This is a genomic window from Streptomyces sp. ATCC 21386 (genome assembly GCF_018728545.1).
Lineage (GTDB): Bacteria > Actinomycetota > Actinomycetes > Streptomycetales > Streptomycetaceae > Streptomyces.
Window position 1 is genome coordinate 9,927,877 of the sequence record NZ_JAAVVL010000001.1, and the last position, 22,466, is coordinate 9,950,342.

General features: G+C 71.5%; 16 protein-coding genes and 1 pseudogene. 11 read left to right on the plus strand and 6 right to left on the minus strand.

Features of this window, described 5'->3' with window-relative positions; all coding sequences use genetic code 11:
* Window positions 1-135 precede the first annotated feature (135 nt).
* Window positions 136-4,125 carry a glycoside hydrolase family 2 TIM barrel-domain containing protein gene (locus GWK25_RS42775; RefSeq protein ID WP_215457082.1) on the minus strand — a complete coding sequence of 1,330 codons (3,990 nt, stop codon included), beginning with the start codon at window positions 4,123-4,125 and terminating at the stop codon, window positions 136-138.
* Window positions 4,126-4,464: 339 nt separating this feature from the next.
* On the opposite strand from GWK25_RS42775, the gene GWK25_RS42780 reads away from it, so the two are divergent.
* Together GWK25_RS42780 and GWK25_RS42785 are read left to right on the plus strand one after the other, a co-directional pair.
* Entirely contained in the window at window positions 4,465-5,883 is a 1,419-nt protein-coding gene (locus GWK25_RS42780) for a serine hydrolase (protein ID WP_215457083.1), read from the plus strand.
* A 37-nt stretch (window positions 5,884-5,920) separates the two neighbouring features.
* A complete protein-coding gene (locus GWK25_RS42785) occupies window positions 5,921-6,544 on the plus strand; it encodes an exonuclease domain-containing protein (RefSeq protein ID WP_215457084.1) in 624 nt (207 codons plus the stop codon).
* Here GWK25_RS42785 and GWK25_RS42790 read toward each other — a convergent pair.
* A complete protein-coding gene (locus GWK25_RS42790) occupies window positions 6,519-7,517 on the minus strand; it encodes a winged helix-turn-helix domain-containing protein (protein ID WP_308010844.1) in 999 nt (332 codons plus the stop codon). The genes GWK25_RS42785 and GWK25_RS42790 overlap by 26 nt on opposite strands.
* 328 nt (window positions 7,518-7,845) lie before the next feature.
* Here GWK25_RS42790 and GWK25_RS42795 point away from each other — a divergent pair, with 328 nt between their 5' ends.
* The 4 genes from GWK25_RS42795 (at window position 7,846) to argG (ending at window position 11,326) form a co-directional block, all read left to right on the plus strand.
* Complete coding sequence (locus GWK25_RS42795; protein ID WP_215457085.1) at window positions 7,846-8,754, plus strand: hypothetical protein; 909 nt, start codon at window positions 7,846-7,848, stop codon at window positions 8,752-8,754.
* Window positions 8,755-8,772: 18 nt separating this feature from the next.
* Window positions 8,773-9,261 (plus strand): hypothetical protein, encoded by a 489-nt coding sequence (locus GWK25_RS42800; protein ID WP_215457086.1) that lies wholly within the window; start codon window positions 8,773-8,775, stop codon window positions 9,259-9,261.
* 119 nt (window positions 9,262-9,380) lie between these two features.
* Complete coding sequence (locus tag GWK25_RS42805; RefSeq protein ID WP_215457087.1) at window positions 9,381-9,785, plus strand: VOC family protein; 405 nt, start codon at window positions 9,381-9,383, stop codon at window positions 9,783-9,785.
* A gap of 86 nt (window positions 9,786-9,871) precedes the next feature.
* Window positions 9,872-11,326 carry an argininosuccinate synthase gene (gene argG / locus GWK25_RS42810; RefSeq protein WP_184906118.1) on the plus strand — a complete coding sequence of 485 codons (1,455 nt, stop codon included), beginning with the start codon at window positions 9,872-9,874 and terminating at the stop codon, window positions 11,324-11,326.
* 141 nt (window positions 11,327-11,467) lie between these two features.
* On the opposite strand, the gene GWK25_RS42815 is transcribed toward argG, so the two are convergent.
* Window positions 11,468-13,075, minus strand: a complete 1,608-nt coding sequence (locus GWK25_RS42815; RefSeq protein ID WP_215457088.1) for a HEAT repeat domain-containing protein — start codon at window positions 13,073-13,075, stop codon at window positions 11,468-11,470.
* A 143-nt stretch (window positions 13,076-13,218) separates the two neighbouring features.
* Window positions 13,219-13,473 carry a hypothetical protein gene (locus GWK25_RS42820; RefSeq protein ID WP_251829289.1) on the minus strand — a complete coding sequence of 85 codons (255 nt, stop codon included), beginning with the start codon at window positions 13,471-13,473 and terminating at the stop codon, window positions 13,219-13,221.
* 136 nt (window positions 13,474-13,609) lie between these two features.
* Between GWK25_RS42820 and GWK25_RS42825 the strand changes: the two genes are divergently transcribed.
* The 3 genes from GWK25_RS42825 (at window position 13,610) to GWK25_RS42835 (ending at window position 17,533) form a co-directional block, all read left to right on the plus strand.
* Window positions 13,610-14,227, plus strand: a complete 618-nt coding sequence (locus tag GWK25_RS42825) for a hypothetical protein (protein ID WP_215457089.1) — start codon at window positions 13,610-13,612, stop codon at window positions 14,225-14,227.
* A gap of 282 nt (window positions 14,228-14,509) precedes the next feature.
* The gene (locus GWK25_RS42830) at window positions 14,510-16,702 is read left to right on the plus strand and encodes a TerD family protein (RefSeq protein ID WP_215457090.1); all 2,193 of its coding nucleotides are present in this window, start codon (window positions 14,510-14,512) and stop codon (window positions 16,700-16,702) included.
* 135 nt (window positions 16,703-16,837) lie between these two features.
* Entirely contained in the window at window positions 16,838-17,533 is a 696-nt protein-coding gene (locus tag GWK25_RS42835; protein WP_215457091.1) for a TetR/AcrR family transcriptional regulator, read from the plus strand.
* Between the two features lie 160 nt (window positions 17,534-17,693).
* Here GWK25_RS42835 and GWK25_RS42840 read toward each other — a convergent pair whose 3' ends face one another.
* Window positions 17,694-18,842: a hypothetical protein gene (locus GWK25_RS42840; RefSeq protein WP_215457092.1), complete on the minus strand. Its 1,149-nt coding sequence runs from the start codon at window positions 18,840-18,842 to the stop codon at window positions 17,694-17,696.
* A gap of 421 nt (window positions 18,843-19,263) precedes the next feature.
* On the opposite strand from GWK25_RS42840, the gene GWK25_RS42845 reads away from it, so the two are divergent.
* Window positions 19,264-21,075: a lysyl oxidase family protein gene (locus GWK25_RS42845; protein WP_215457093.1), complete on the plus strand. Its 1,812-nt coding sequence runs from the start codon at window positions 19,264-19,266 to the stop codon at window positions 21,073-21,075.
* 140 nt (window positions 21,076-21,215) lie between these two features.
* Window positions 21,216-21,947: an AAA family ATPase gene (locus tag GWK25_RS42850; RefSeq protein WP_374200685.1), complete on the plus strand. Its 732-nt coding sequence runs from the start codon at window positions 21,216-21,218 to the stop codon at window positions 21,945-21,947.
* Here GWK25_RS42850 and GWK25_RS42855 read toward each other — a convergent pair.
* Window positions 21,927-22,466 (minus strand): annotated as a pseudogene (locus tag GWK25_RS42855) (hypothetical protein); the annotation flags it as partial. The gene GWK25_RS42850 and the pseudogene GWK25_RS42855 overlap by 21 nt on opposite strands.

Here is a 22,466-nt window from a genome sequence, read left to right on the forward strand (position 1 = left end):
AGCACTCAACCCTGGGCCTGCCCAGGGCGGAGTAGCGGGACAGCCCTTAGGCAGGGGGCGGGCAGGGGGCATCACGCTGCCCCCTGCCTACCTTGTGATGCGCCCAACCTCTGGTGGGTTGTCGGCCTGTGGCGGCTACTCCGTCGCCGTCGGCCTCCGAGACAGCTTGGTCGCGAGGTTCACGTCCGGCAGCGGGCGCAGGCGGTACGTGTACGCGTAGTCGCGGTTGGCGAAGAGCTTGTACTCGTCGTGGGTGTGGGCGCCCCAGCTGTTGTCGCCGCCGACGCCCATCTGGCGGTGGTTGACGCGCAGGACGACGGTGTCGCGGGGGGTGAGCTGGTAGTCGTGGCGCAGGCCGGTGGAGAGGTCCTCCGGGGTGAAGTGGGAGGCGTTGACCTCGAGCAGGGAGTCGCCCGCGATCAGGAGCCCCTCGCCGTCGCGGTCGGTCAGGGCGGCCCAGCGGACGTCGGTCTTGTTGCCGTTCTCCTGGGGGCGGATGTAGCCGGACCACTGGTCGGCGACACTGCCCGAGTAGAGGCCCACGTCGGTGCCGTTGTTGCGGTCCCAGTGGTTCTCCTCGGGGCCGCGGCCGTAGTAGTGCAGCCGGTCGAGGCGGCGGGGGAGGTGGAGGATCGTGCCCACCTCCGGGATGTACGGGAGGGAGGCCGCCCCCGGGCGCAGGGTGTTGTCGACCTTGATCTCGCCGTTGCCGAAGACCGTGTAGGTGGTGGTGTAGGCGGATTCCACGGAGGTGGGGAGGGTGCCGGTCACCTTGATCTCCACCGCCCGGCCGGCGCCCAGTGCGCGGACGGTCACGTCCGTCACCTTGCGGTTGGTGCCCGCGTCCCGCCAGGTCTGGTTGCGGGTGTGCTGCCCGTTGCCGTGGTCGTTGTCGGTGGGGGCGCGCCAGAAGTTGGGGGTCGGACCAGAGGTGAGCAGGCGGGTGCCGGCCGCCTTGTAGGAGGTGAGGGTGCCGCTCCTTCTGTCGATGGTGACGGAGAAGCCGGGGCCGCCCTTCACGCCCTTGCCGGTGACCGTGACCTCGTCCGGGCCGTCCTTGTACGTCAGCTTCGGGACGCTCGCCAGGGGGACCGGGGCCACCGCCGGGCTGCCCGCGTCCACCGGCAGTTGCTGCCGGGCCACCTCGAAGCCGGACTTCGCCCAGGGGGTGTGTTCCCTGGTGGTGAAGGAGAGTTCGAGGAAGTACTCGGTGCCGGGCGCGGGGGAGGACGGGAGGCGGAAGGGGACGGTGATGTCCTTGGTGGAGAGAGGGTCCACGTCCAGCTGGGTCCGGGTGAGGCGGCCCTGCTGGATCTTCCTGCCGTCCGCGACCAGGGTCCAGCTGCCGTCGAACTGACGGAGGTTGGTGAAGAGGTACTCGTTGGTGAGGGTGATCTTCTTCGAGGTCAGGGGGTCGGTCTCGGCGCCGGTGGCCGGGCTCGCGTGGATCGCCTGGTAGATGCGCTTGACCTCGGCCGCCTTGCCGGTGTGGCCCCGGTCGGCCGTGACGACGCCGTCCGCCACGAAGGCCCCGTCGTTGGGGTTGTCGCCCCAGTCACCGCCGTACGCGAAAAACGAACGTTCCTTCGCGAAGCCCTCCCGTTTGCGCTCGCTCACCTTCACCGTCGCCGCGTCGAACCAGAACCGCACTCCCTCGTCCCCGGGCCCACGCCCCCCGGACGCCAGCTCGGCCCCGCTCAGGGCGCGCGCGTACACACCGGCCCGCCGGATCGTCCCGCTGAACTCGCGCGTCGGGTTGTCCGTGTCGGTGCCGAGGGAGAGGGGCGCCGTATTGACGCTGGGCCGCCGGGTCGTGGTGCGAGTGGCCTTCACCTCGCCGTCGACGTAGAGGGTGAGCGACCCGGCCTCGGCGTCGAAGACACCGGCGACATGGTGTTCGCGGCCGGTCCAGCCGTCCGCCGGGGTGCCCCAGCTGACGCTGGCCCACTGGCCGCCGCCGTGGATGAAGAACTCGACGCTCCTGTCGGTCTGCTTCAGCGCGTACTGCGTGTCGCCCTTGGCGACGAGCGGCTGGTGGCCGCCGGTGACGTGCGGGGTGACCCACGCCTCCAGGGTCAGCGAACCGGTGAGGTCGAGGGCGGGGTCACGGGTGAAGCCCGTGGCGCCGGACAGCCCCTTGCTCCGGCTGAACGTCCCTGCGGCGGTGAGGAGTTGCCCCTTCAGGGCGTTCGGACCGGCCTCCGTGAACACCCTCAGCTTCGGGACCGGCCAGGTCAGTGACTGGTCGACGAAGTCCCAGATCCAGCCGCCCTGGAGGACCGGGTAGCGCCGGATGAGGTCCCAGTACTTCTTGAAGTTGCCGGTCGAGTTCCCCATGGAGTGCGAGTACTCGATCATCACGTACGGCCGGGTGTCCGAGGTGTCCTTCGCCCGTTGCTCGACCCGCTGCGGGCTGTCGTACATCTCCGAGCGGATCTGGCTGATCGCCGGCCGGTCGTCGCCCTCGTACTGGATGACACGGGTCTTGTCGTACGACTCGATCCAGTCGCGCATGGCGACGAAGGTGGAGCCGCCGCCCGCCTCGTTGCCGAGGGACCAGATGACCACGGAGGCGTGGTTCTTGTCGCGGTGGACCATCGCCCGCGCACGGGCCACACAGGCGGTCGTCCACTCGGCGTCGTTGCCGGGGTAGCGGTCCCGGATGCCGTGCGTCTCCAGGTTCGTCTCGTCGACGAGGTAGAGGCCGTACTCGTCCGCCAGCTCGTACCAGAGCGGGTTGTTGGGGTAGTGCGAGGTGCGGACGGTGTTCATGTTGAGCCGTTTGATGATCCGCATGTCCTCGACCAGGTCGGCGCGGGTGAGCGCCATGCCCCGGTCGGGGTGGATCTCGTGGCGGTTGGTGCCCCGGAGGGAGACCGGCTGCCCGTTGATCCGCATCAGCCCGTCCTTGAGCGCGAACTCGCGCAGGCCCACGCGGTGGGAGAGGGTCTCGACGACCTTGCCGCGCGGGTCGCGCAGCCGGAGCACGGCCGTGTAGAGGGTGGGGTGTTCGGCGGACCACAGCTCGGGCGAGGGGACGGACTTCTTCGCCCGGACGGTCACGTCCTCGCCGACACCTCCGCCCTCCCCGCCGACGGCGGCGGACTGCACGAGGGGCCGCGACCAGACGGCGTGGCCCCGGTCGTCGTAGAGCTGCGTCTCGACGGAGTACGTCCCCTCGTGCCCGGCCGCGTACGCGCGCACGCTCGCGGTGACGGACAGTTCGGCGGTCGTGTAGCCGTCGCCGAGCGGTGTGTCCAGCTTGAAGTCGCGCAGGTGCACGGCGGGCGTGGAGTACAGGTAGACCGAGCGGAAGATGCCGCTCAGCCGGATCATGTCCTGGTCCTCCAGCCAGTCGCCGTCCGAGTAGCGGTAGACCTCGACGGCTATCTGGTTGGTGCCCGGCTTCAGGTGCCGGGTGATGTCGTACTCGGCCGGGTCGTACGAGTCCTCGTGGTAGCCGACGAGTTCGCCGTTGATCCACACGTAGTGGGCCGACTTCACGCCCTCGAAGTGGAGGAAGGTGCGGCGGTCGCCGGCCGTCCAGTCCTTGGGGAGGCGGAAGGTGCGCCGGTACTGGCCGACGGGGTTGTACCGGGTCGGCGCGTTCGGCGGCTGGGCCTCCTCGCCGAGGCCGTTGGGGCCCCACCACGGGTAGGTGATGTTGATGTAGATGGGGAAGTCGTAGCCGTGCAGCTGCCAGTTGGAGGGGACCGGGATCGTGTCCCAGCCGCTGTCGTCGACGTCCGTCCTGTAGAAGTCCTCGTCCCGGTCGCCCGGCCGGTCCACGTACGCGAACTTCCACCGGCCGTCGAGGCTCAGCCGGTACGGGGAACGGGTGCGGTCGGCGGCGAGGGCCTGTCTGACGTCCGCGTACGGCATGAGGGTGGTGTGCGGCGGCTCCGCGCCGACCTGGAAGAGCGCCATGTTGCCGGACCACTCGGGGCTGCCGGGGGCCTTGGGCCCGGTGCGGGGCGCGGCGTGCGCGGCCCCGCCGGAGAGGGTCAGCGCGCCGAGGAGGGCGGCGCCGCCCTCCAGCAGCCGGCGGCGGCTGACGACGGGGCGGGCTGCGGGGGTGCGGGCTGCGGGGGTGCCGGTGGGCGCTTGCGGGTGCGGGTGGTGCATTGCCGGGGCCTTCCTCGCGATGACAGGGGGGTGCACGTACGGAGAGACGTGTGGGACGAGGAGCGTCGGTTGCTGTCTGATGTTGTTGAAAAACCGCGCCCACCCTAGGACTTCGCACAGAACCGAATCAATGACTCTGTCGGACTTTGTGCGGTCGTGAGCGCCCCGTCCTGAGGTCGGCCGCCATGACAGATGTCATGGCCCCGCAGTGAGAGTGATCGTCCGCGGGAAGGATGTAGTGCGCATCGGTTCTCCGTGACAATCGCCTTGCAGAGCCCGGGAGTTGACCGCCCCGGGTCGTCGGAGTGTCAGGAACGTCAGGAACGAGGGGGAGAACTCGTGCGTATCAAACAGCTCGCCGGGACCGCGCTGGGCACCACACTTCTGCTGGCCGCGGCGGTACCCGGGGCCGAGGCCGCCGCCTCGGCGTCCTCGGCGTCGTCGGGCAGGCTGGACCGGGCCGAGCTGCGCGAGACGCTCGACGCGGTCCACGAGGCCGGGATGTACGGCACGTACGCGGCGGTGCGCGACGGCCGGGAGCGCTGGGCCGGCGCGGCCGGGCTGGCCGACGTGGACACGGGGCGGAAGGTCACCCCGACCATGCGGCACCGCGTCGGCAGCATCAGCAAGACCTTCACGGCCGTGGCACTCCTGCAGCAGGTGGAGCGGGGCCGGATCCGGCTCGACGCGCCGGTCACGGACTACGTCCCCGAGCTGTTCGAGGGAAGCGGGAGCGCCGGGGACGCCCGGGAACACGGGGACGCCATCACCGTCCGCATGCTCCTCAACCACACCAGCCACATAGGCGACTACCTCCTCGGCGCCTTCCCCTCCCTCGCCCAGAACTCCACCGCCAGCCTCGACGAGCACCGCTTCCGTTCGATCAACCCCCGCGAACTCGTGCGGCTGGGCCTCGCGGCCCCCGCCACCGGCACCCCCGGCGCGCAGCCGGGCAGGTACTCCAACACCAACTACGTCGTGGCCGGCCTGATCCTGGAGAAGGTCACCGGCCAGAAGGCCTCGACGTACATCACCCGCAACGTCATCGACCGCGCCGGCCTGCGCCACACCTCGTACCCGCGCACCGCGTACATCAAGGGCCCTCACTCCAGGATGTACGAGTCGTTCTACGGCCTCATCGACCCGCCCCGCGACTACAGCGTCTACGACATGTCCTGGGCGTACACGGCCGGTGCGATCGTCTCCACGACCGACGACCTCAACCGCTTCTACCGCGAGCTGCTCACCGGTGATCTGCTCCGCCGGTCGTCCCTCGCCGAGATGCGGCGCACGGTTCCGGTGGAGATCGCCCCGGGCACCGCGATCGACTACGGCCTCGGCATCTACACCTTCGACGTGCCCGGCTGCGCCCGGTTCTGGGGCCACGACGGCGGGGTCTTCGGCGCGGGCACCATCAGCCTCACCAGCGCGGACGGCAAGCGCCAGCTGTCCATGGGCTGGAACCTGATGAAGTATCAGCGCCTCAACGCGGACGGTAAGGCGCTGGAGCCGAGCCCGATCGACGAGGCGATCGACGCCCACGTCACCAAGGCGCTCTGCCCGACGCCTGAGGACGAGGGAACGGGGGCCGGAGCGGGGGACGGTTCGGGTTCGGGGGCCGGGCTGAAGTCGCGGCTCGCGGCCGGCGACGAGGGCAGGAGCCTTCCGGACGGGAGCCTTCCGGACGGGAGCCTTCCGGACGGAATCCTGCCGGACGGGATCCTTCCGGACGGTCTGCTGGGTAGGACGCTTCCGTAGCCGTCCTCGACCGTCCTCGCACCCGGGAGCGCACGTCTTGCCCACCTTCGTCATCTTCGACCTGGAGTTCACGACGTGGCCGGGAGCCATGGAGCAGGACTGGTCGGCCCCCGGCCAACTGCGGGAGATCGTGCAGATCGGCGCGGTGCGGATGGATGAGGAGTACTCCGTCGTCGAGGAGTACGAGACGCTTCTCCGCCCGGTGGTGAACCCTCGGCTCTCGCCCTTCTTCACCACCCTCACCGGCATCGACCAGCGGAGCGTGGACCGCGACGGCCTCCCGCCGTGCCGGGCCCTGAGCGACTTCCTCGCCTTCTGCCGCGGCGGGGCCGCCCTCTCCTACGGCAACGACATGCTCGTCCTCGGCGAGAACATCGGCTGGGCCCGGGCCCGGGGCGAGAAGATCGAGCACAACGCGCTCACCCCGGGCTTCCTCAACGTCCGTCCGTGGCTGAACGCCGTCGCCCCGGCGACGGCGGGCATCAACTCGGGCCGTCTGTGGCAGGCCCTGGGTCTCCCCCGGCCCGCCGCCGCGGGCGGCGAACACTCGGCCCTGTTCGACTGCCATTCCATCGCGGCGGCCCTGCGTCACCTGTCGGGCACGGGGGTCGTGCTGCCGGACGGTCTTCTCCGGGTCAGTGGGGTCCGCGGGGGGAGTTGAGGAGTTCGGCACCGAGCGGCGAGAGCGTGTGCCGCACGGTGTTGCCCTGTCTGCGCGTGGAGACCAGCCCGGCCTGGCGCAGCACGGTGGCGTGCTGGCTCGCCGACGCCGCAGAGATGTCGGCGCGACGGGCCAGTTCCCCGGTGGTGCTGGCGTGCACGAGCAGCTGCATGACCGTCGCCCGGGTGCGGCCCAGCAGCGCCGCCAGCGGGCGCGGGGCCGCCCCGTCCGGCGCGGTGGCTCCCCCCGCCCAGCCCCGGCTGCGGACGACTGGATAGACCAGCACGGGAGCCGTGTCGGGGTTCTTGAGCGTGATGGGGACGCCGAAGCAGAAGAACGACGGCAGGAGTACCAGCCCTCTGCCGTTGAGGAAGAGGTCCTGGTCCACGGGGTAGGGGAGTTCGAGTACGGGCGGTCGCCAGCGCGCCTGCGGGTGCAGCTGGGTGAGCAGCCGTGCGACGCCTCCTGTGGCCAGGGCGTGCAGACGGGTGGCCCGGTCGGCCTCCAACTGGGCCTGGACGGGCCGCCAGTAGGGGGCCAGGGCTGTCCGGTGGTAACTCCGGACGGCCTCTCCGAGGGTCCTGACGACCGCCGTGTCACCGGCGGCCAGCGCACCCAGCCAGGGGGCCGGGGCACGCCGGGGGGCCAGGTCGCCGAGGTCCGCGCGCAGCCGGGTCCGCGCGGTGGCGAGCAGGATGTCGAGGGCTTCGTCCAGGCAGGAGACGCCCGCGGTCGGGGTGAGGAAGTCCGCCGAGTAGCCCACGGGCGGCGCCAGTTCGCACAGCATGCGGGTCAGGTCCGCCGTGCCGCCGAGCAGCCGGCCTCGGGTCCGTTCGCGCCACAGGCCGAACTCCTTGGTGCCGGGACGCTTCTGCAGGGCGTGCAGGCTCAGCAGCACCTCCCAGAGCACGTCCGGCTCGGCGGCCAGGCGGGTGTGGGCCATGTCCTCGGTCGTGAAGTGGATGCTCAGCACGGTGTCCCCCTGTTGTCCGGATGACGCCCGCGTCGGCAGGTGCCCGGCCGATGCCCGGCCGGGCACGTGCCGGGCCGACGTCCGACCGATGTCCGGCCGACGTCGGCCGGTGCGCGCGGCGTCGGTATGAGTGCTTATGAGCGCTGCTGGTTGCTTTGCGTGGCCGGTGTGCCGGCCTCTGGTCGTGACGTGCCACTTTCGAAGAGCACTGAAAGTCCTGGCACGTTCGTTCATCGATCAATCACTCTGGCGGCGTGAGCCCGGTCGCACCGGAGCCGACCCGCCCTCCGCTCGCACCCTCCTTCACGCCCCCACGCGAGAGGACGTCATGCGCAAGGCCGCGATCAGCTTGCTCCTCGTGTCCGCCGTCATCACCGGCTGCGCCGGCGCCCAGCCCTCTCCGGCGGGTACGGAACGTCAGGAGGCGCGCCCCGCACGGCAGTTGACCGAGGCCGAGCAGCTGCGGATCTCGGACGCGCAGCAACGCCTGATCGGCGGCTGCATGCGTCGGCAGGGCTTCGAGTTCTGGGAGGCCGAGCGGCTCAGTCTGGCGAAGAGCCGCACCCTCGGCTATGTGCTGGACGACGTCGACTGGGCCCGCACGTACGGCTACGGCAGTCGCCTCCAGGTCGAGGAGGCCGTCGCCCGCGCCGCCAACCCCAACCTCGCCTACCGCAAGCGTCTCCCTGAGGAGCGCCGCACGGCCTACGACCTGGCGCTCGACGGCGGGATCGACGCGCCGGTGATCAGCGTCGAGATTCCCGGTGGCGGCGGCACGGTGCGCAAGCGCCTGGGCGGTTGCGTGGCCGAGTCCGAGAAGAAGCTGTACGGGGACCCCCGGGAATGGTTCCGCGCGGAGAAGGTCTCCGGCCACCTCCGGTCGCTCTACGTCCCCAAGGTGCTGGCCGACCGGCGCTTCTCGGCGGCGCTGGACGTCTGGTCCCGCTGTATGAAGCGGGCGGGACACGACTACGAGGACCCGGGTGCCTCCCGGCGGGCGGCCATCGCGCGGTCCGACCGGGTGACCGAGCCCGGGGTCTTCGAGGCGGAGAAGAAGCTCGCCGTGGCCGACGCGACCTGCGCCCGGGACGCCGACCTCCGCTCCATCGGCGAGGAGCGCGAGAGCCACTACCTCGACCAGTTGCGCGACCGCTACGGCGAAGAGCTCGACACCTACACCCGGCTCCAGCACCGGGCGCTGGACCTCGCCCGGAAGATCGTCGGCCCACGGGCCTGACCCCACCAAGGAGTACACATGCGCAGACCAGCCATAGCCGCCGCCGCCGTCGTCATCGCCCTGGCCTCCCTCGGACTCGGAGCACCGACCGCGTCCGCCACGTCGGCGGACGAGAGCGTCTGCGGGGAGGAGTGGCCGAACAGCCGGGACGGCAATCTGAGGGTCTGGCAGGACTGGGGCTGCCAGGGCATCCTCCTCGGCACGACACCGGGGAACGACCGCTTCTGGGGCGACAGCGGGAATGAGGGGGTGTTCAACTCACCGGACCACCTCGCGCCGTCCTCCGTGATGAACAGCGGGTTCCTCGGAGGCAAGGACGTCGTCGCCTTCTACGCCGAGAAGGACTACCAGTCCCGGTTCGGCTACGTCTGTCTCGCCCCGGGAGAGCTGTGGGCCGACAATCTCACGGACAACACATACCAGTCCGGGGCGGTCGTGAACGACAACATCAGGTCCCACCAGTGGGTCACCGCCTCCGCGTGCGCGGCGGGCACCTGGCTCACCTGACCTGACCTGACCTGACCTGACCTGACCTGCACTGACCTGCACTGAACTGTGGCCGGGGCCCGTCTGCCTGCCGACGGGCCCCGGCCCCCAGCCGGCCCCGAACCCCGCCAGGAGCTGTCATGTCCGAGGAACCCGCCGTCCGCGAACTCCGGCTGGTCGTCACCGCCGCCGACTACGAGGCCGCGCTGCACTTCTACCGAGACGTGCTGGGGTTGCCCGAGCGGGCGGCGTTCTCGTCCGAGGGCGGGCGGGTGTCGATCCTCGAAGCGGGGCGGGCGACGCTGGAGATCACCGACCCGAAGCACGCGGAGTTCATCGACGAGGTGGAGGTGGGCCGCCGCGTGGCCGGCCACATCCGGGTCGCCTTCGAGGTGGACGACTCGACCGCGACCACGGCGAGGCTGGCGGCGGCCGGCGCCGAGGTGATCGCCGAGCCGACCCGGACCCCCTGGAACTCGCTGAACTCCCGCCTCGAAGCCCCCGGCGCCCTCCAGCTGACCCTCTTCACCGAACTCGGGGCGTGAACGCCGTGGGGAGCGGGAGTCGTCGGACGTGAGGGCCGTCACCGGACGCTTTGCATGATCATGCATTGCCATGCATAATAATTTCTATGTCCAAGGTCCTCACCTCTCTTCCGGCCGGCGAGCGCGTCGGCATCGCCTTCTCGGGCGGGCTCGACACCTCGGTCGCCGTCGCGTGGATGCGTGACAAGGGTGCCGTCCCCTGCACCTACACGGCTGACATCGGCCAGTACGACGAGCCCGACATCGCCTCGGTGCCCGGCCGCGCGAAGACCTACGGTGCCGAGATCGCGCGCCTGGTCGACTGCCGTGCCGCGCTGGTCGAGGAGGGCCTGGCCGCGCTGACCTGCGGCGCGTTCCACATCCGCTCCGGCGGGCGTGCCTACTTCAACACGACCCCCCTCGGCCGTGCCGTCACCGGCACCCTGCTGGTCCGGGCGATGCTGGAGGACGACGTCCAGATCTGGGGCGACGGTTCGACCTTCAAGGGCAACGACATCGAGCGGTTCTACCGCTACGGCCTGCTCGCCAACCCGCACCTCAGGATCTACAAGCCCTGGCTGGACGCCCACTTCGTCACCGAGCTCGGTGGCCGCAAGGAGATGTCCGAGTGGCTGGTCGCGCACCAGCTGCCGTACCGGGACTCGACGGAGAAGGCGTACTCCACCGACGCCAACATCTGGGGCGCCACTCACGAGGCCAAGACCCTGGAGCACCTGGACACCGGCGTCGAGACCGTGCAGCCGATCATGGGCGTCCGGTTCTGGGACCCCGAGGTCGAGATCGCCACCGAGGACGTGACGATCGGCTTCGACCAGGGCCGTCCGGTCACCATCAACGGCAAGGAGTTCGCCTCCGCCGTCGACCTGGTGATGGAGGCCAACGCCATCGGCGGCCGCCACGGCCTCGGCATGTCCGACCAGATCGAGAACCGCATCATCGAGGCCAAGAGCCGCGGCATCTACGAGGCCCCCGGCATGGCCCTCCTGCACGCCGCGTACGAGCGCCTCGTCAACGCCATCCACAACGAGGACACCCTCGCCCAGTACCACTCCGAGGGCCGTCGCCTCGGCCGCCTCATGTACGAGGGCCGCTGGCTGGACCCGCAGGCGCTGATGATCCGGGAGTCGCTGCAGCGCTGGGTCGGCGCGGCGGTCACCGGTGAGGTCACCCTCCGCCTGCGGCGCGGCGAGGACTACTCGATCCTCGACACCACGGGCCCGGCGTTCTCGTACCACCCGGACAAGCTGTCCATGGAGCGCACCGAGGACTCGGCCTTCGGCCCGGTCGACCGGATCGGCCAGCTCACCATGCGCAACCTCGACATCGCCGACTCGCGCGCCAAGCTGGAGCAGTACGCGGGCCTCGGCCTGATCGGCACCGGCAGCCCCACCGTCGGCGCCTCCCAGGCCGCCGCCACCGGCCTGATCGGCACCATGCCGGAGCTTCCCCAGGGCGGCGCGGAGGCCATCGCCTCCCGCGGCGAGGTCTCGGAGGAGGACGCGCTGCTGGACCGCGCGGCGATGGAGTCCGGCACGGACTGACCGCCGGCGCCGGCGGACGGCGACGACGTGCGATGAGGCCGGTTCGACGAGGGATGTCGAGCCGGCCTCACGCCATTCGGTCGAGGATGCGGTTCGCCGCGTACCGGATTCGAGAAGAGGGCGACTGCGCGAGCGCGGTGATCACGGCGAGCGGGTCGGGCCGGGGGCTGCGGCGGTCGCGTCGGTCGTGTCGGCCATGTCGGCCACGTCGGTGGCGCCGATCGCGTCGGTGGCGTCGGTCGCGGCGGCTTCGGGGAGCTGCCCGTACGTGGCGACGTAGCGGTCGATCCCCCAGAGGGCCTGGTAGCGGGCGGGCTCGGACGGATCGTGGAGGTGGGCGAGGAGGAGGGCCACGTCGGTGTCGTCGTCCTCGTCCAGGAGCCTCAGGACGGTCGCCCTGACCTCCCCGGACGGGTGGTCGATCAGGCGGCGTACGGCGGGGAGGGTCTCGGGGTACTCGGAGAGCGCGTTGCCGGTGTGCCAGAGGGTCGGCTCGTCGCTGGTGAGGAGCTCCAGCAGGGCCGCGCCCACGGCGTCCCGCTCCCGGCTCGGCAGTCCGCGCTCGCCCAACCGCCGCAAGCCGTCCACGGCCCCGGCCCGTACCCGCTGGTCGGGGTCGCGCAGCAGCGGCAGCAGCGTCTCGGTGGCATCCGGGGGCGCCAGCCTGCCGTACGCGGTGGCGGCGGTCGCCCGCACGTAAGGGTGACCGAGACCCGGCCCCAGGTCGGGGCCGGCGGTCGAGACGATCACGGCCCTGACCGACCGGACCGCCGTCGGTGTCCCGATGTCGGCGAGCGCCAGAACGGCACCGGCGGCCGCGTCCGGGTGGTCGAGCCATCGTACGGCCGCGGGCACGGCCCGGACGTCCCCCCACCGCCCGAGCACGCCGAGGAGCCGGGCGGCGACGTCCGCGTCGGTCTCGGCCTCCAGCGCCGCGAGGAGCGCGTCGGCGGTCGCCGACGGTCGCAGGACCGGCAGGAGCGACTCCGCCGCGCCGTACCGCCGCATCGCGGAGAAGAGCGAGTCGACCGCCCCGGACAGGCCCAGCGGTGACAGCAGCGCGTCGGCCGGGCCGCGCAGCCCGCCGGCGAGGAGCCCGGCCGCCACCTCGCGCACCTCGGGGCACGCGTCGCGCAGTCCGTCGAGGAGAGAGTCGCGCAGCTCGCGGACGTGCCGCTCGGGCAGCATCTCCAACGCGCGTGCGCGGGCGAGGCCATGACCGTGCCGGGCGGCGCGTTTCACCTCGTCGAGCACGGGGCGCCGGCTCAGGGAGGCGTAGAGGGCCGCCCGCGCCGGGCCCCAGACGTACGGATCGGCGTCCCCCAACAACCGTACGAGTACGGCAGGTTCGGCGTCCTCGCCCCGATCGCGCAGTCCGAGCAGCCCGTTGAGCCGCAGATGCCAGTCGGCGTCGTCCAGAAGCCGCCGGAAGGCCGCCGTGACGTCCGGCCCGGTCAGCGCCAGCCGTTCGGCCGCGAGCGACGCCCGCCGTCGTACGCGCGTGTCCGTGTCCCCCATCAACGTGACGACCACGGCACCGGCGTCGTCACCGCCGAGCGGCCCCAGCCACCCGAGCGCATCCGCGACCGCGGCCCGCACCGGGGCGTCCGTGTCCCCGGCCATGCCGATGACGGCCGCACCGACCCCGGCGACGACGTCCCCGTACTCGGCGGCCCAACGGCCCACCCGCCCGAGCCCCTTCACGGCGGCAGCCCTCGGCGCGGGCTCCTCCGCCGTCAGCTCCCGCATGAAAGAGGCGACCTGATGCGCCGCACCGGTCGCCCCGCCACCCCGAACACCCCGCACACCGGCCACGCGCTCCCCCTTCGCATCCCTCTGGAGAGAACGACTCGCAGGACGGCTCGGGAGTTGCGCGGCAGGCGCGCGGCGCCTCAGGCGTTGTCCGTGTTGTTGTTGTTCCCGGAGTTGGACTTGTTCGCGCGGAGCAGCACGTCGCTCGCGACGTCGGTCGTTCTGGCCACACCGCGTGCCCAGCGTGGGGCATCGCCTCGTGCCGTCCAGTAGACGCAGACGATGCCACCGAGGGCGAGCAGGAGGACGACGGACAGGATGAGGATGAGCATGGTCGTTGCTCGCTCTCTGTGCTGGTGGCCGAGGACGGCGGGTTCCGCGCGACGAACGCGCACGCGATGAACGTGAGCGCGAACGCGAACGCGAACGCGACGAAGGGGACGCGTGTGCGCGGGGATTGGTTGCGTCACGCGAGGCCACGGGGGCCACACCCCTCCCGGCGATGTCAGTGGTGGGCACTATTTTCCGGCCATGGGCATCTATCTGGTGAGCGTGGACGCGGAGGAATGGTTCGGTGAGGGGGAGGGGGACTACGAGGAGGAGGGGCGGGGTCTGGTCGCCACGGCGTTGAACGAGGAGCTGGCGCGGCGGGGACTGCCGGCCTACGAGCCCGTGCCCGCGGCGAGGCCCGTGCGCGCGCCCTTCGTGCGGGGCGCGGGGCTCGACTTCGAGGAGAAGCTCGTCCCGCCGATGGACGGGTTCATGCGGCTCTGCGAAGCCCACCTCACGCGCGAGGAGGTGGAGACCCTGTGCGGCTGGACGGTGCTCGTGCCGCTCTCGCTGGAGGAGGACGTCTGGCTGGACGGTGTCGAGTCCAGCTTCGCGGAGTCGACCATGGTGGCCGGCGCCCCGCAGGTCCTGGCTCTCGCTCAGCGGCTCGCGGAGGCCGTCGAGCTGCCGCCCGAGACACCGGAGATGTGCGACAACCTGGACCTGACCACGTGGTTCCTGGACGGACAGGCGAAACAGCTCGCCGCGACCCGGCCGGGACCGTGGGCCGAGGACCTCGACATGGCCTTCTACGTGGCCGTCTACCTGCGCGCGGCCCAACACTCGATCCGCCGGGGCTGCCCGATCGTCTACTCGTGAGATCTCCCGGATCCGGTCCCCGTGTCCCGGAACCCAACCGTCAGCACCCGCACCCGGTCACTCCACCCGGGCCCGCCCCCGGCCCCGGCGGCGGGCGTCTCCCGGTGCGGGGCGCGGGGTGATCGCCCGGGGCCTCGGAAGGGACGGTTTCCGACGGATCGGCGTATGTCGGCGCGTGGCGCACTAGAGTTTCGCCTGCGCTGAGTGTGCGACATGTCACACAGGGAGTGGGTGGCGGGCGCAGGGGGTCCGGCATGCCTGTGTGCGGGGACTGGGGGTTCGATGCACGAGATGGTCAAGGGCGCCAACGTGGGGTTGGCGGCGCTGAGCGACAACGTCGACTCGGTGAGCGTGACGCTGGGATGGGCGAGTTCGACCGGTGAGGGCGACGCGGACGTCTCGGTGATGCTGTTGGGCGAGCACGGGAAGGTGCGCGGCGACAGCGACTTCTACTTCTACAACAACCCCGTGGCCGCCGACGGCAGTGTGCAGCTCCTGGGCAAGAAGCCCGCCGGGGAGGGCAGCGAGGACCAGATCGTCTTCGACCTGACGGCGATCCCTGAGGACGTCGAGCGCATCGTCGTCGCCGCGAGCCGGTACGAGGACGCGCGCTTCGGCGAACTCGACGATCTGCGGGTGACGTTGGCCGACGGCTCCGGCGAAGGGCTGCTCCGTTTCGCGATCGACGACGCCGGATCGGTGAGCGCGTTCATCTTCGGGGAGTTGTACCGGCGGGCAGGCGAGTGGAAGTTCAGGGCCGTGGGTCAGGGCTACGACACCGGTCTGGCCGGTCTCGCGACGGACTTCGGCGTCGACATCGACGACGACGCCGGTGACGACGACACCGGCGCGGACGCCACGGGTGAGGACGCCGACGACTGCACGGCGAGCGCCGCAGACGCGCGGCACGAGGACGCGGGCGGCCCGGCTGCGGCCGACGTCACGGCAGGCCACGTGGCCGGGGCGGAAGGCGGGGACGCGGCCCCTTCGGCCTCGGTCATGCCGGTGGAGCGGGAACCCCATGCGGCGGGCCTCCCCGCCGTCCCCGCACCGCGACAACCGGGCGCGGGCACCGAGTCGGCGGACCCGTCGGCGCGGACGGCGTCCACGGGGCCGGCGGAGCCCGTGGAGTCGAAGAAGGCGTCCGCGCGGCCCCGTACGGCCAAGAAGAAGGTGACGCTGCCCAAGGTGGTGCGGAAGTCCCTCGCGGAGAACGACTCCTGGAAGCAGGCCCGGCTCTTCCCGGTCTCCGCGCTGAAGAGCGACCGGGACCGTGAGATGCGGGCCACCTCGGTGCTCCTCTCGGTGATGGCACAGGTGCCCGAGTTCGGCAGGAGGCTGACCGCCGCTTTCGGGGCCCCGGCGGGCCGGATGGAGACGTTCACCGAGGTCGCGCTGCCGCACGGGGAGACACCGAGGCGTCCGGACGGGGTGATCCGGGTCGAGCGGGCCGGCAAGCTGTGGACGGCGCTGGTGGAGACCAAGACCAACGGGAACGCCCTCAGGGCCGAGCAGGTGCAGGCGTACATGGACATTGCCGCGCGCCGTGGCTACGAGGCCGTGATCACCCTGTCCAACGACGTCGCTCTGGAGGGCAGTCCGCTCGTCGACGTCAAGATCGACGGCCGGCGCAAGCACAAGGTGGCCCTCTGGCATCTGTCCTGGGCCGAGGTCACCCACCAGGCACAGATGCTCATCCGGCACGAAGGCGTCGGAAACAGCGCGCACGCCTGGCTCCTCAAGGAACTCCTCCACTACCTCCAGCACGAGAACTCCGGCTGCCACGGCTTCCAGAACATGGGCGCGGCCTGGGTCCCCGTACGCAACGGCATCGACGACGAGACCCTCTGCCAGGGCGACCCGCGCACACTGGAGGTCGTCGAGAGCTGGGAGCGGCTGATCCGGCAGGTGTGCCTGGGCCTGGGCGGTGAACTCGGGCAGAAGGTCCTCCCGGTCCGCCGCGCCAAGCGTGGCACGGACCCCGGGGCCCGCCGCGCGCAGATGGCCGACGAGCTGTGCCTGCGCGGGACCTTGCGGTCGGAACTGCGGATCGAGGGCACACCGGGGGTCCTCGCGCTCAGCGCCGACCTGCGGACGGGCAAGCTGCGCACGTCCATCGAGATCCCGGCGCCCGAACAGGGATACCCGCTCAACTGGGCCAAGCGTCTGGTCAAGCGGCTGGCCGAGGCGCCCGCGGACCTTCATGTCGAGACCCTCGTCGAGGGGGAGACCGGCGGCCCCCGGGGCACGCTGGAACGGCTCCGCCCCGAACCGGCGGACCTGCTCCCGGCGAACGGCGCGCGGATCACCGGCTTCCGGCTCTCCCTCTTCAAAGGCATGGGCAGCACCCGTGGCAACGCCGAGTCCGGCTTCATCCGCAGCGTCGATGACGCCGTGCACCGCTTCTACGCCTCTGCCGTGGTCCATCTGGACCGCCCCGCACCCCGCCGGGCCCCGTCCTCCCTCGCCGCGTAGCGAGGACCTGGTCCCTGCCCGCCGGCTCGGCGATAGCATCGTGGACTCGGTACCGGGGACGTGGTGCCGGGGCTCCGGCGCCGAGGATCCGTCTCGCGGGGGCGTGGTCGGGTGGTGTGGAGGAGCGGGAGTGGGATGGGCGGTGAGGTAGGGCGTGGGGCGTCGCCGGTGCGGCGGCGGGATGCGCGGCGGAATCGGGAGTTGCTGGTGGCTGCGGCTCACGAGGTGTTCACCGAGCAGGGGCTCGAAGCGCCGCTGGATGTGATCGCCCGTAGGGCCGGCGTCGGGAACGCGACGCTGTACCGGCACTTCCCCAGCCGCGCCGCCCTCATCGACGCCGTCTTCCACGACCAGCTCGCGGGCACGATGGCCGTCGGGGACCGGGTTCGGGACGCGCCGGACGCCTGGACCGGGCTGACCGAGTACCTCGGCGCGGTCTTCGACACGCTCGCCGCCGACCGGGGCACGAACGACCTCATGACCACGCGCGTACCGGGCGTGGACACCCTGGAGGACGTCCACGAGCACAATCGGCAGACCATCGAGTCCCTGCTGCGGCGCGGCCGCGAGGAGGGCACGGTCCGGGCCGATGTCACCACCGAGGACGTCCTCTTCGCCCTCGCCGCCCTCGGCCGCGCCGTCCCCGCCCTCACCGCCGTCACCACCCCCGACGCCTGGCGCCGCCCCCTCACCCTCCTCCTCGACGGCCTGCGCCCTCCGGGGCCCACGGACACCCGGCCGTCGCCGACCTTGCCCGAGCCCGCCTTGGACGCCGCTCAACTCGCCGACGTCCTGGCGGAGTTGGGGCCCCATCGGGCGCCCAGAGGATAGCGGCGAGTGATCGCCGCCGCCTCGCGGACGTGCGGGTGGTGGGGTGCGGGGTGCGGGGTGCGTACCTGGCCACGCCCGATGGCCGAGGGCCGACCGCTGCCGAGCGGGCGGCCCTCGGCCATCGGACGTGCGTGCAGGGGTGTGGGCAGGCGCGCGGGGTTCAGTTCACGCAGACGATGCCGAGCAGGCAGAGGCCCGAAGGGGACGTCGTCGCCGTGTCGGAGCTCGAACCGTCCGACCCGCCCGTGCCCGAACCGGAGCCCGTGTCCGAGCCGCTTCCGGCTTCCGAACCGGTGCCGGTGCCGCCTCCGTTGCCGGTGTCCGAGCCGGAACCTGACCCCGACCCCGACCCCGACCCCGACCCCGATCCCGCGCCCGTGCCCGTCTCCGAGGAGCCGGAGCCGCCGGTGGCCGGCGGTGTGGTCGTCCCGTCCGACGGGGTGGCGTCGTCGGCGGTCGACCTGCCTGCGCCGGAGGTGCCGGTCCGCGCCTCCTGGGCCGCCGGCGTGGCCGAGTCCGTACGGGCGGAATTGGGCTGTTCGGCACGGGAGTTCGACCGGCTGGCGGTGGAGCGGTCCCGTGCGGGGTCGCCGGACGGGGTCCACGGGGTGGAGGCGTCCGGGGTGCGTCGTACGTCGTCGGTCTCCGGCGTCGACGTACGGCCGCGCTGCGAGCCCTGCTCCTCGACGGAGCCGAGGCTCTCGGCGTCCGGGGCGGTGGCCGCCTGGGTGCGGTCGGTGGACTGCCGGTCCATGCTCATGACGGTCAGACCGCCGCCGACCAGCGCGACGGCGGTCGCGACGACGGCCCGGCGCTGGTTCTTCTTCCACCGCGCCAGCTGACGCCGCCGCGCGGCCCGCCCTCGCGGTGCCACGGGAACACCCTCGACGCCCACATCGCCGACACCGTCGACGCCGTCCACACCGTGCGCGCTGTCCGCACCGCTCAGGTCACCGGCGTCACCGTCGTCGGCGAACCCATCCTTCGCGTACGCGTCGTCCGCGTATGCGCCGTCCGCGTACCCCTCCCGCGGGAGGGCGTCCGCCGTGGTGGACCCGTCCGCCGGTGCCCCGCCGTGCCACCCCTCGTCGCCCGCGCCGTACTCCCACGTCGGCGCCGGAAGCACCTGTGCCGCCGGTGTCGTCGGCGGCATCGGGATCATCAGCGGCGCGGTCGTCGTCCCGGTGGGGCGGGACGGGTCGACCCGGCTGTCGATCGTGGCCGGGGCTATGTCGGGCGCGTAGGCGCCGCAACCCGGGCACACGAGGGCGCCGTTGAGATGTCGTCGACATGAGGAGCAGTAGTCCATCGAGGGTCTTCCTGTGTGGGCATGCCGTCGACCCGCCGGGCCGCGGCCCGGTCACAGCACGTTCGCACGCGGGATCGAGCGGATCGAGCGGTGAGCAACGCTAACGAGGCATTCTCAGAGCTGTGTGCAGGCTGTGTGATGCTCCTGCGTGGATTCCCGGGGGACTTGGGGCCGGTTCCGCAGGGATACGCGGGCGTGTGTTTGAGCCGTGCTCACCACGCCTTCCGTGAAATTCCCTCCCAACAGGCAACCCTGGCACCGCATTTACCGATCTCTCATATTGCTCACAGAAGAGCGGATCGAGCGTGGCCGGCCCGGGATGCGTGGGGGTGCATCCGCACGGCGGGCCGACGGATCGGCCGTCGACCGTGGGCTGTCCAGTCCGATGCCCCTGACCAGGGCACTCGCAGACGAGGAATCGATGACCAGCCAGATGACCAGCCCCTCCAGCCCGACCGACCCGACCGACCCGGCCGGCGCGACCGCCGCGGCGGACTCGACCGGCCCCACCGGCGGTCAGGGCCGTCGCCGTCGCCTGAAGCGTCCGGGCCTCGCCGCCCTGGCGTCGCTCACCGTCGTCGCCGCCGTGGCCGGGGCGGCCCCCGGCGCCGGTGCCGCGCCCGCCGCGAAGTCCGGGAAGCCGCAGCTCAAGCTGATCGCCGCGTCGAAATCCGTGACGCTGACCCGCTACGAGTGGGAGAACGGCGTTCAACTGCAGCTCGGGACCTACATCTCGGTCGACAACGCGCCCCTGGAATTCAAGGTGACGCGGAAGTCGTACAAGGACCCGATCGTCGCCAAGCAGATCCTGCGCGACGGCAAGAAGACCACGACGAAGACGCTCCCGAAGGGGCTCGTCGACGACTTCTCCGGGCTGACGGGCTTCCTGGAGATGTCGGTCAAGAACGCGGCCGGGGAGGAGGTCGTGAAGACCGCGAACACCTTCTGCCCGAACAACGCCTCGGGCCGGATCCGTCCGGACGCCCCCTCCACCAACCACTATCCGCAGAGCTGTTCCACCAACCCGTGGACACTGGGCTCGGTGTGGGGCATCGAGAAGGGCTGGGCCACCAACACCACCAGCTGGGACTACGACAGAACGGTGGACCTGCCGGCCGGTGAGTACACCGCCCAGGTCGGGGTCGCGAAGAAGTACCGCGACGCGTTCGGCATCCCCAACGACCGGCCGACCATCAAGGTGACGGTGCGTGAGGAGCGCTCCGAAGAGGGCGGCGAGGGCGGCATGGCTCCGTCGAAGTCCTCGCACAGCGGTCACGGCGGCGGTCACGGATCGGGTCACGGTTCCGGCCACGACACGCAGTCCGCCACGGCCGGACAGTCCGCCCCGGACAACCACCACTACGGCCCGCGCGGCGCCGACGCGCCGACGCCGCCCGCGCTCCCCTACGCCCTGGTCGACCGGGGCCTGGCGAACCACCTGGGCGACGGCAAGGGCCACACCGACGGCTCCCGCATCGCGCCCGCGCTGCAGGCCGCGCCCAAGCGTCCCACCGGCAAGGCGGGCGCCCCGGCGAACACCCCCAAGCCCGACCTGCGGTCGCTGCCCGCCTGGGACATCGCCATCACCGACGGCGAGGACGGCGACGCGCCCGGCAAGGACTACCTGGCCTTCAGCGCCAACGTCTGGAACGCCGGCCCCGCGCCCCTGGTCGTCGACGGCTTCCGCAAGCCGGGCGCGGACCTGATGGACTCGTACCAGTACTTCTACGACGCCAAGGGCAAGCAGGTCGGCTACGCGCCCGCCGGCACCATGGAGTGGGACCCGCGCGAGGGCCACGAGCACTGGCACTTCACGGACTTCGCCAGCTACCGCCTGCTGAGCGCCGACCAGACCAAGGAGGTGCGCTCCGGCAAGGAGGCGTTCTGCCTGGCCAACACCGACGCCATCGACTACACGGTGAAGAACGCCAACTGGCACCCGGAGAACACCGACCTGTCCACCGCGTGCGGTTCCGAGGACGCCATCAACGTCCGTGAGGTCCTGGACGTCGGCTCCGGCGACACGTACACCCAGTACCGTCCCGGCCAGTCCTTCGACATCACGGATCTGCCGAACGGCACGTACTACATCCAGGTCATCGCCAACCCGGAGAACCGCCTCCAGGAGGCCAACCACAAGAACAACATCGCCCTGCGCAAGGTGATCCTCGGCGGCACCGAGGGCGCCCGTACGGTCGAGGTCCCGCCGCACGGCCTGATCGACACCAAGTGACAGCGGCTGTCGACGCCGAGTAACGGCGGTTGCTCGCTCCACGACGGCGCGAACCCCCAGGCCCACCCGGGCCCGGGGGTTTCGTCGTGTGCGGCGGCCGTCTTCCGGGATGTTCCGCGCCCCCGTGGGAGACTCGGACAGTGATTATCGAACGCGCGTACGCATATCTGGAGCCGGGCGACGAGCGGGGTGGGGCAGGGGCGGACCACGGGGAGTGGCCCTGGTCGGTGCCCTGTGTGCGTGGACTCCTGGCGGACGGTCTGCGCTTCACCGCGCCGGTGACCTTCCTGGTCGGGGAGAACGGCTCGGGGAAGTCGACCCTCGTCGAAGCCCTCGCCGAGGGCTTCGGTCTGGACTCCTGGGGCGGTTCGCACGACTGGCGGTACGCCTCCCACCGCCCCAAGTCCGTGCTCGGCGAACGCGTCCGCTTCGACGCCGCCCCGCGCGGTCGGCGCATGCTCGGCAGCTGGAGCGCGCGCAAGGGCTTCTTCCTGCGCGCGGAGACAGCGCTCGACGCGCTGGACCGGGAAGGGTTCGCCCCCGACTCGGTCAGCCACGGCGAGGGCTTCCTCGCGGCGTTCCGGGGGAAGTTCCTCCAGCCCGGCCTGTATGTGATGGACGAGCCAGAGGCGGCGCTGTCTTTCACCTCATGCCTCGAACTCCTCGGCCACGTCGACCAGTTGGTGAAGAACGGCGGGCAGGTCATCTGCGCCACCCACTCGCCGCTGCTGACCGCGCTCCCCGGCGCGGACATCATCGAGGTCGGCGACCACGGCATGCGCCGCGTCCCCTGGGACGACCTGGCCCTGGTCGACCACTGGCGCCGCTACCTCGCCGACCCGACGGCCTATCTACGGCACGTCCTCGGCTGACCGCTTCAGGGCGCTCAGCGTGCTCAGGGTGTTCAGGGTCTCCGGCGGGATCGTGTGGTCGAGGAGGGACTCCAGCCTGCAGGAGGCGAGGGTGCCGGGGAGGTGGACCGCCAGGTGGTGCTGGGTGCGGGCGGTGGCGTGGCCGGTGAGTGCGGCGGCCGGGAGGTCCGGTGACAGGTGGGTCTCGGTGGTGTCCAGGGCCAGCAGGCCGCCTCCCACGATCAGTACGTCCTTGTCGCGTCTCATCCGCTCCAGGGCCCGCCCGGTGTCGAAGCAGTGCGGGAAGGAGTCGTCCACGACGATCGTGCCGGGGCGCAGCCGGTCCACGTCCAGCAGGGCCGTCGGGCCGCCGCTGACCGCCGTGACGATCAGGTCGGACGTCTCGTAGACCTCGGCGGGCAGGGCGCTGGGGTCGGTGGACTCGACGACCCGTACGTCCGTCGCGGGGTGGTCGCTCGACAGCTCCGACGCCAGGTGGTGGAGGCGGGGGGCGCTGCCGGGGACGTCGCAGAGCAGGAC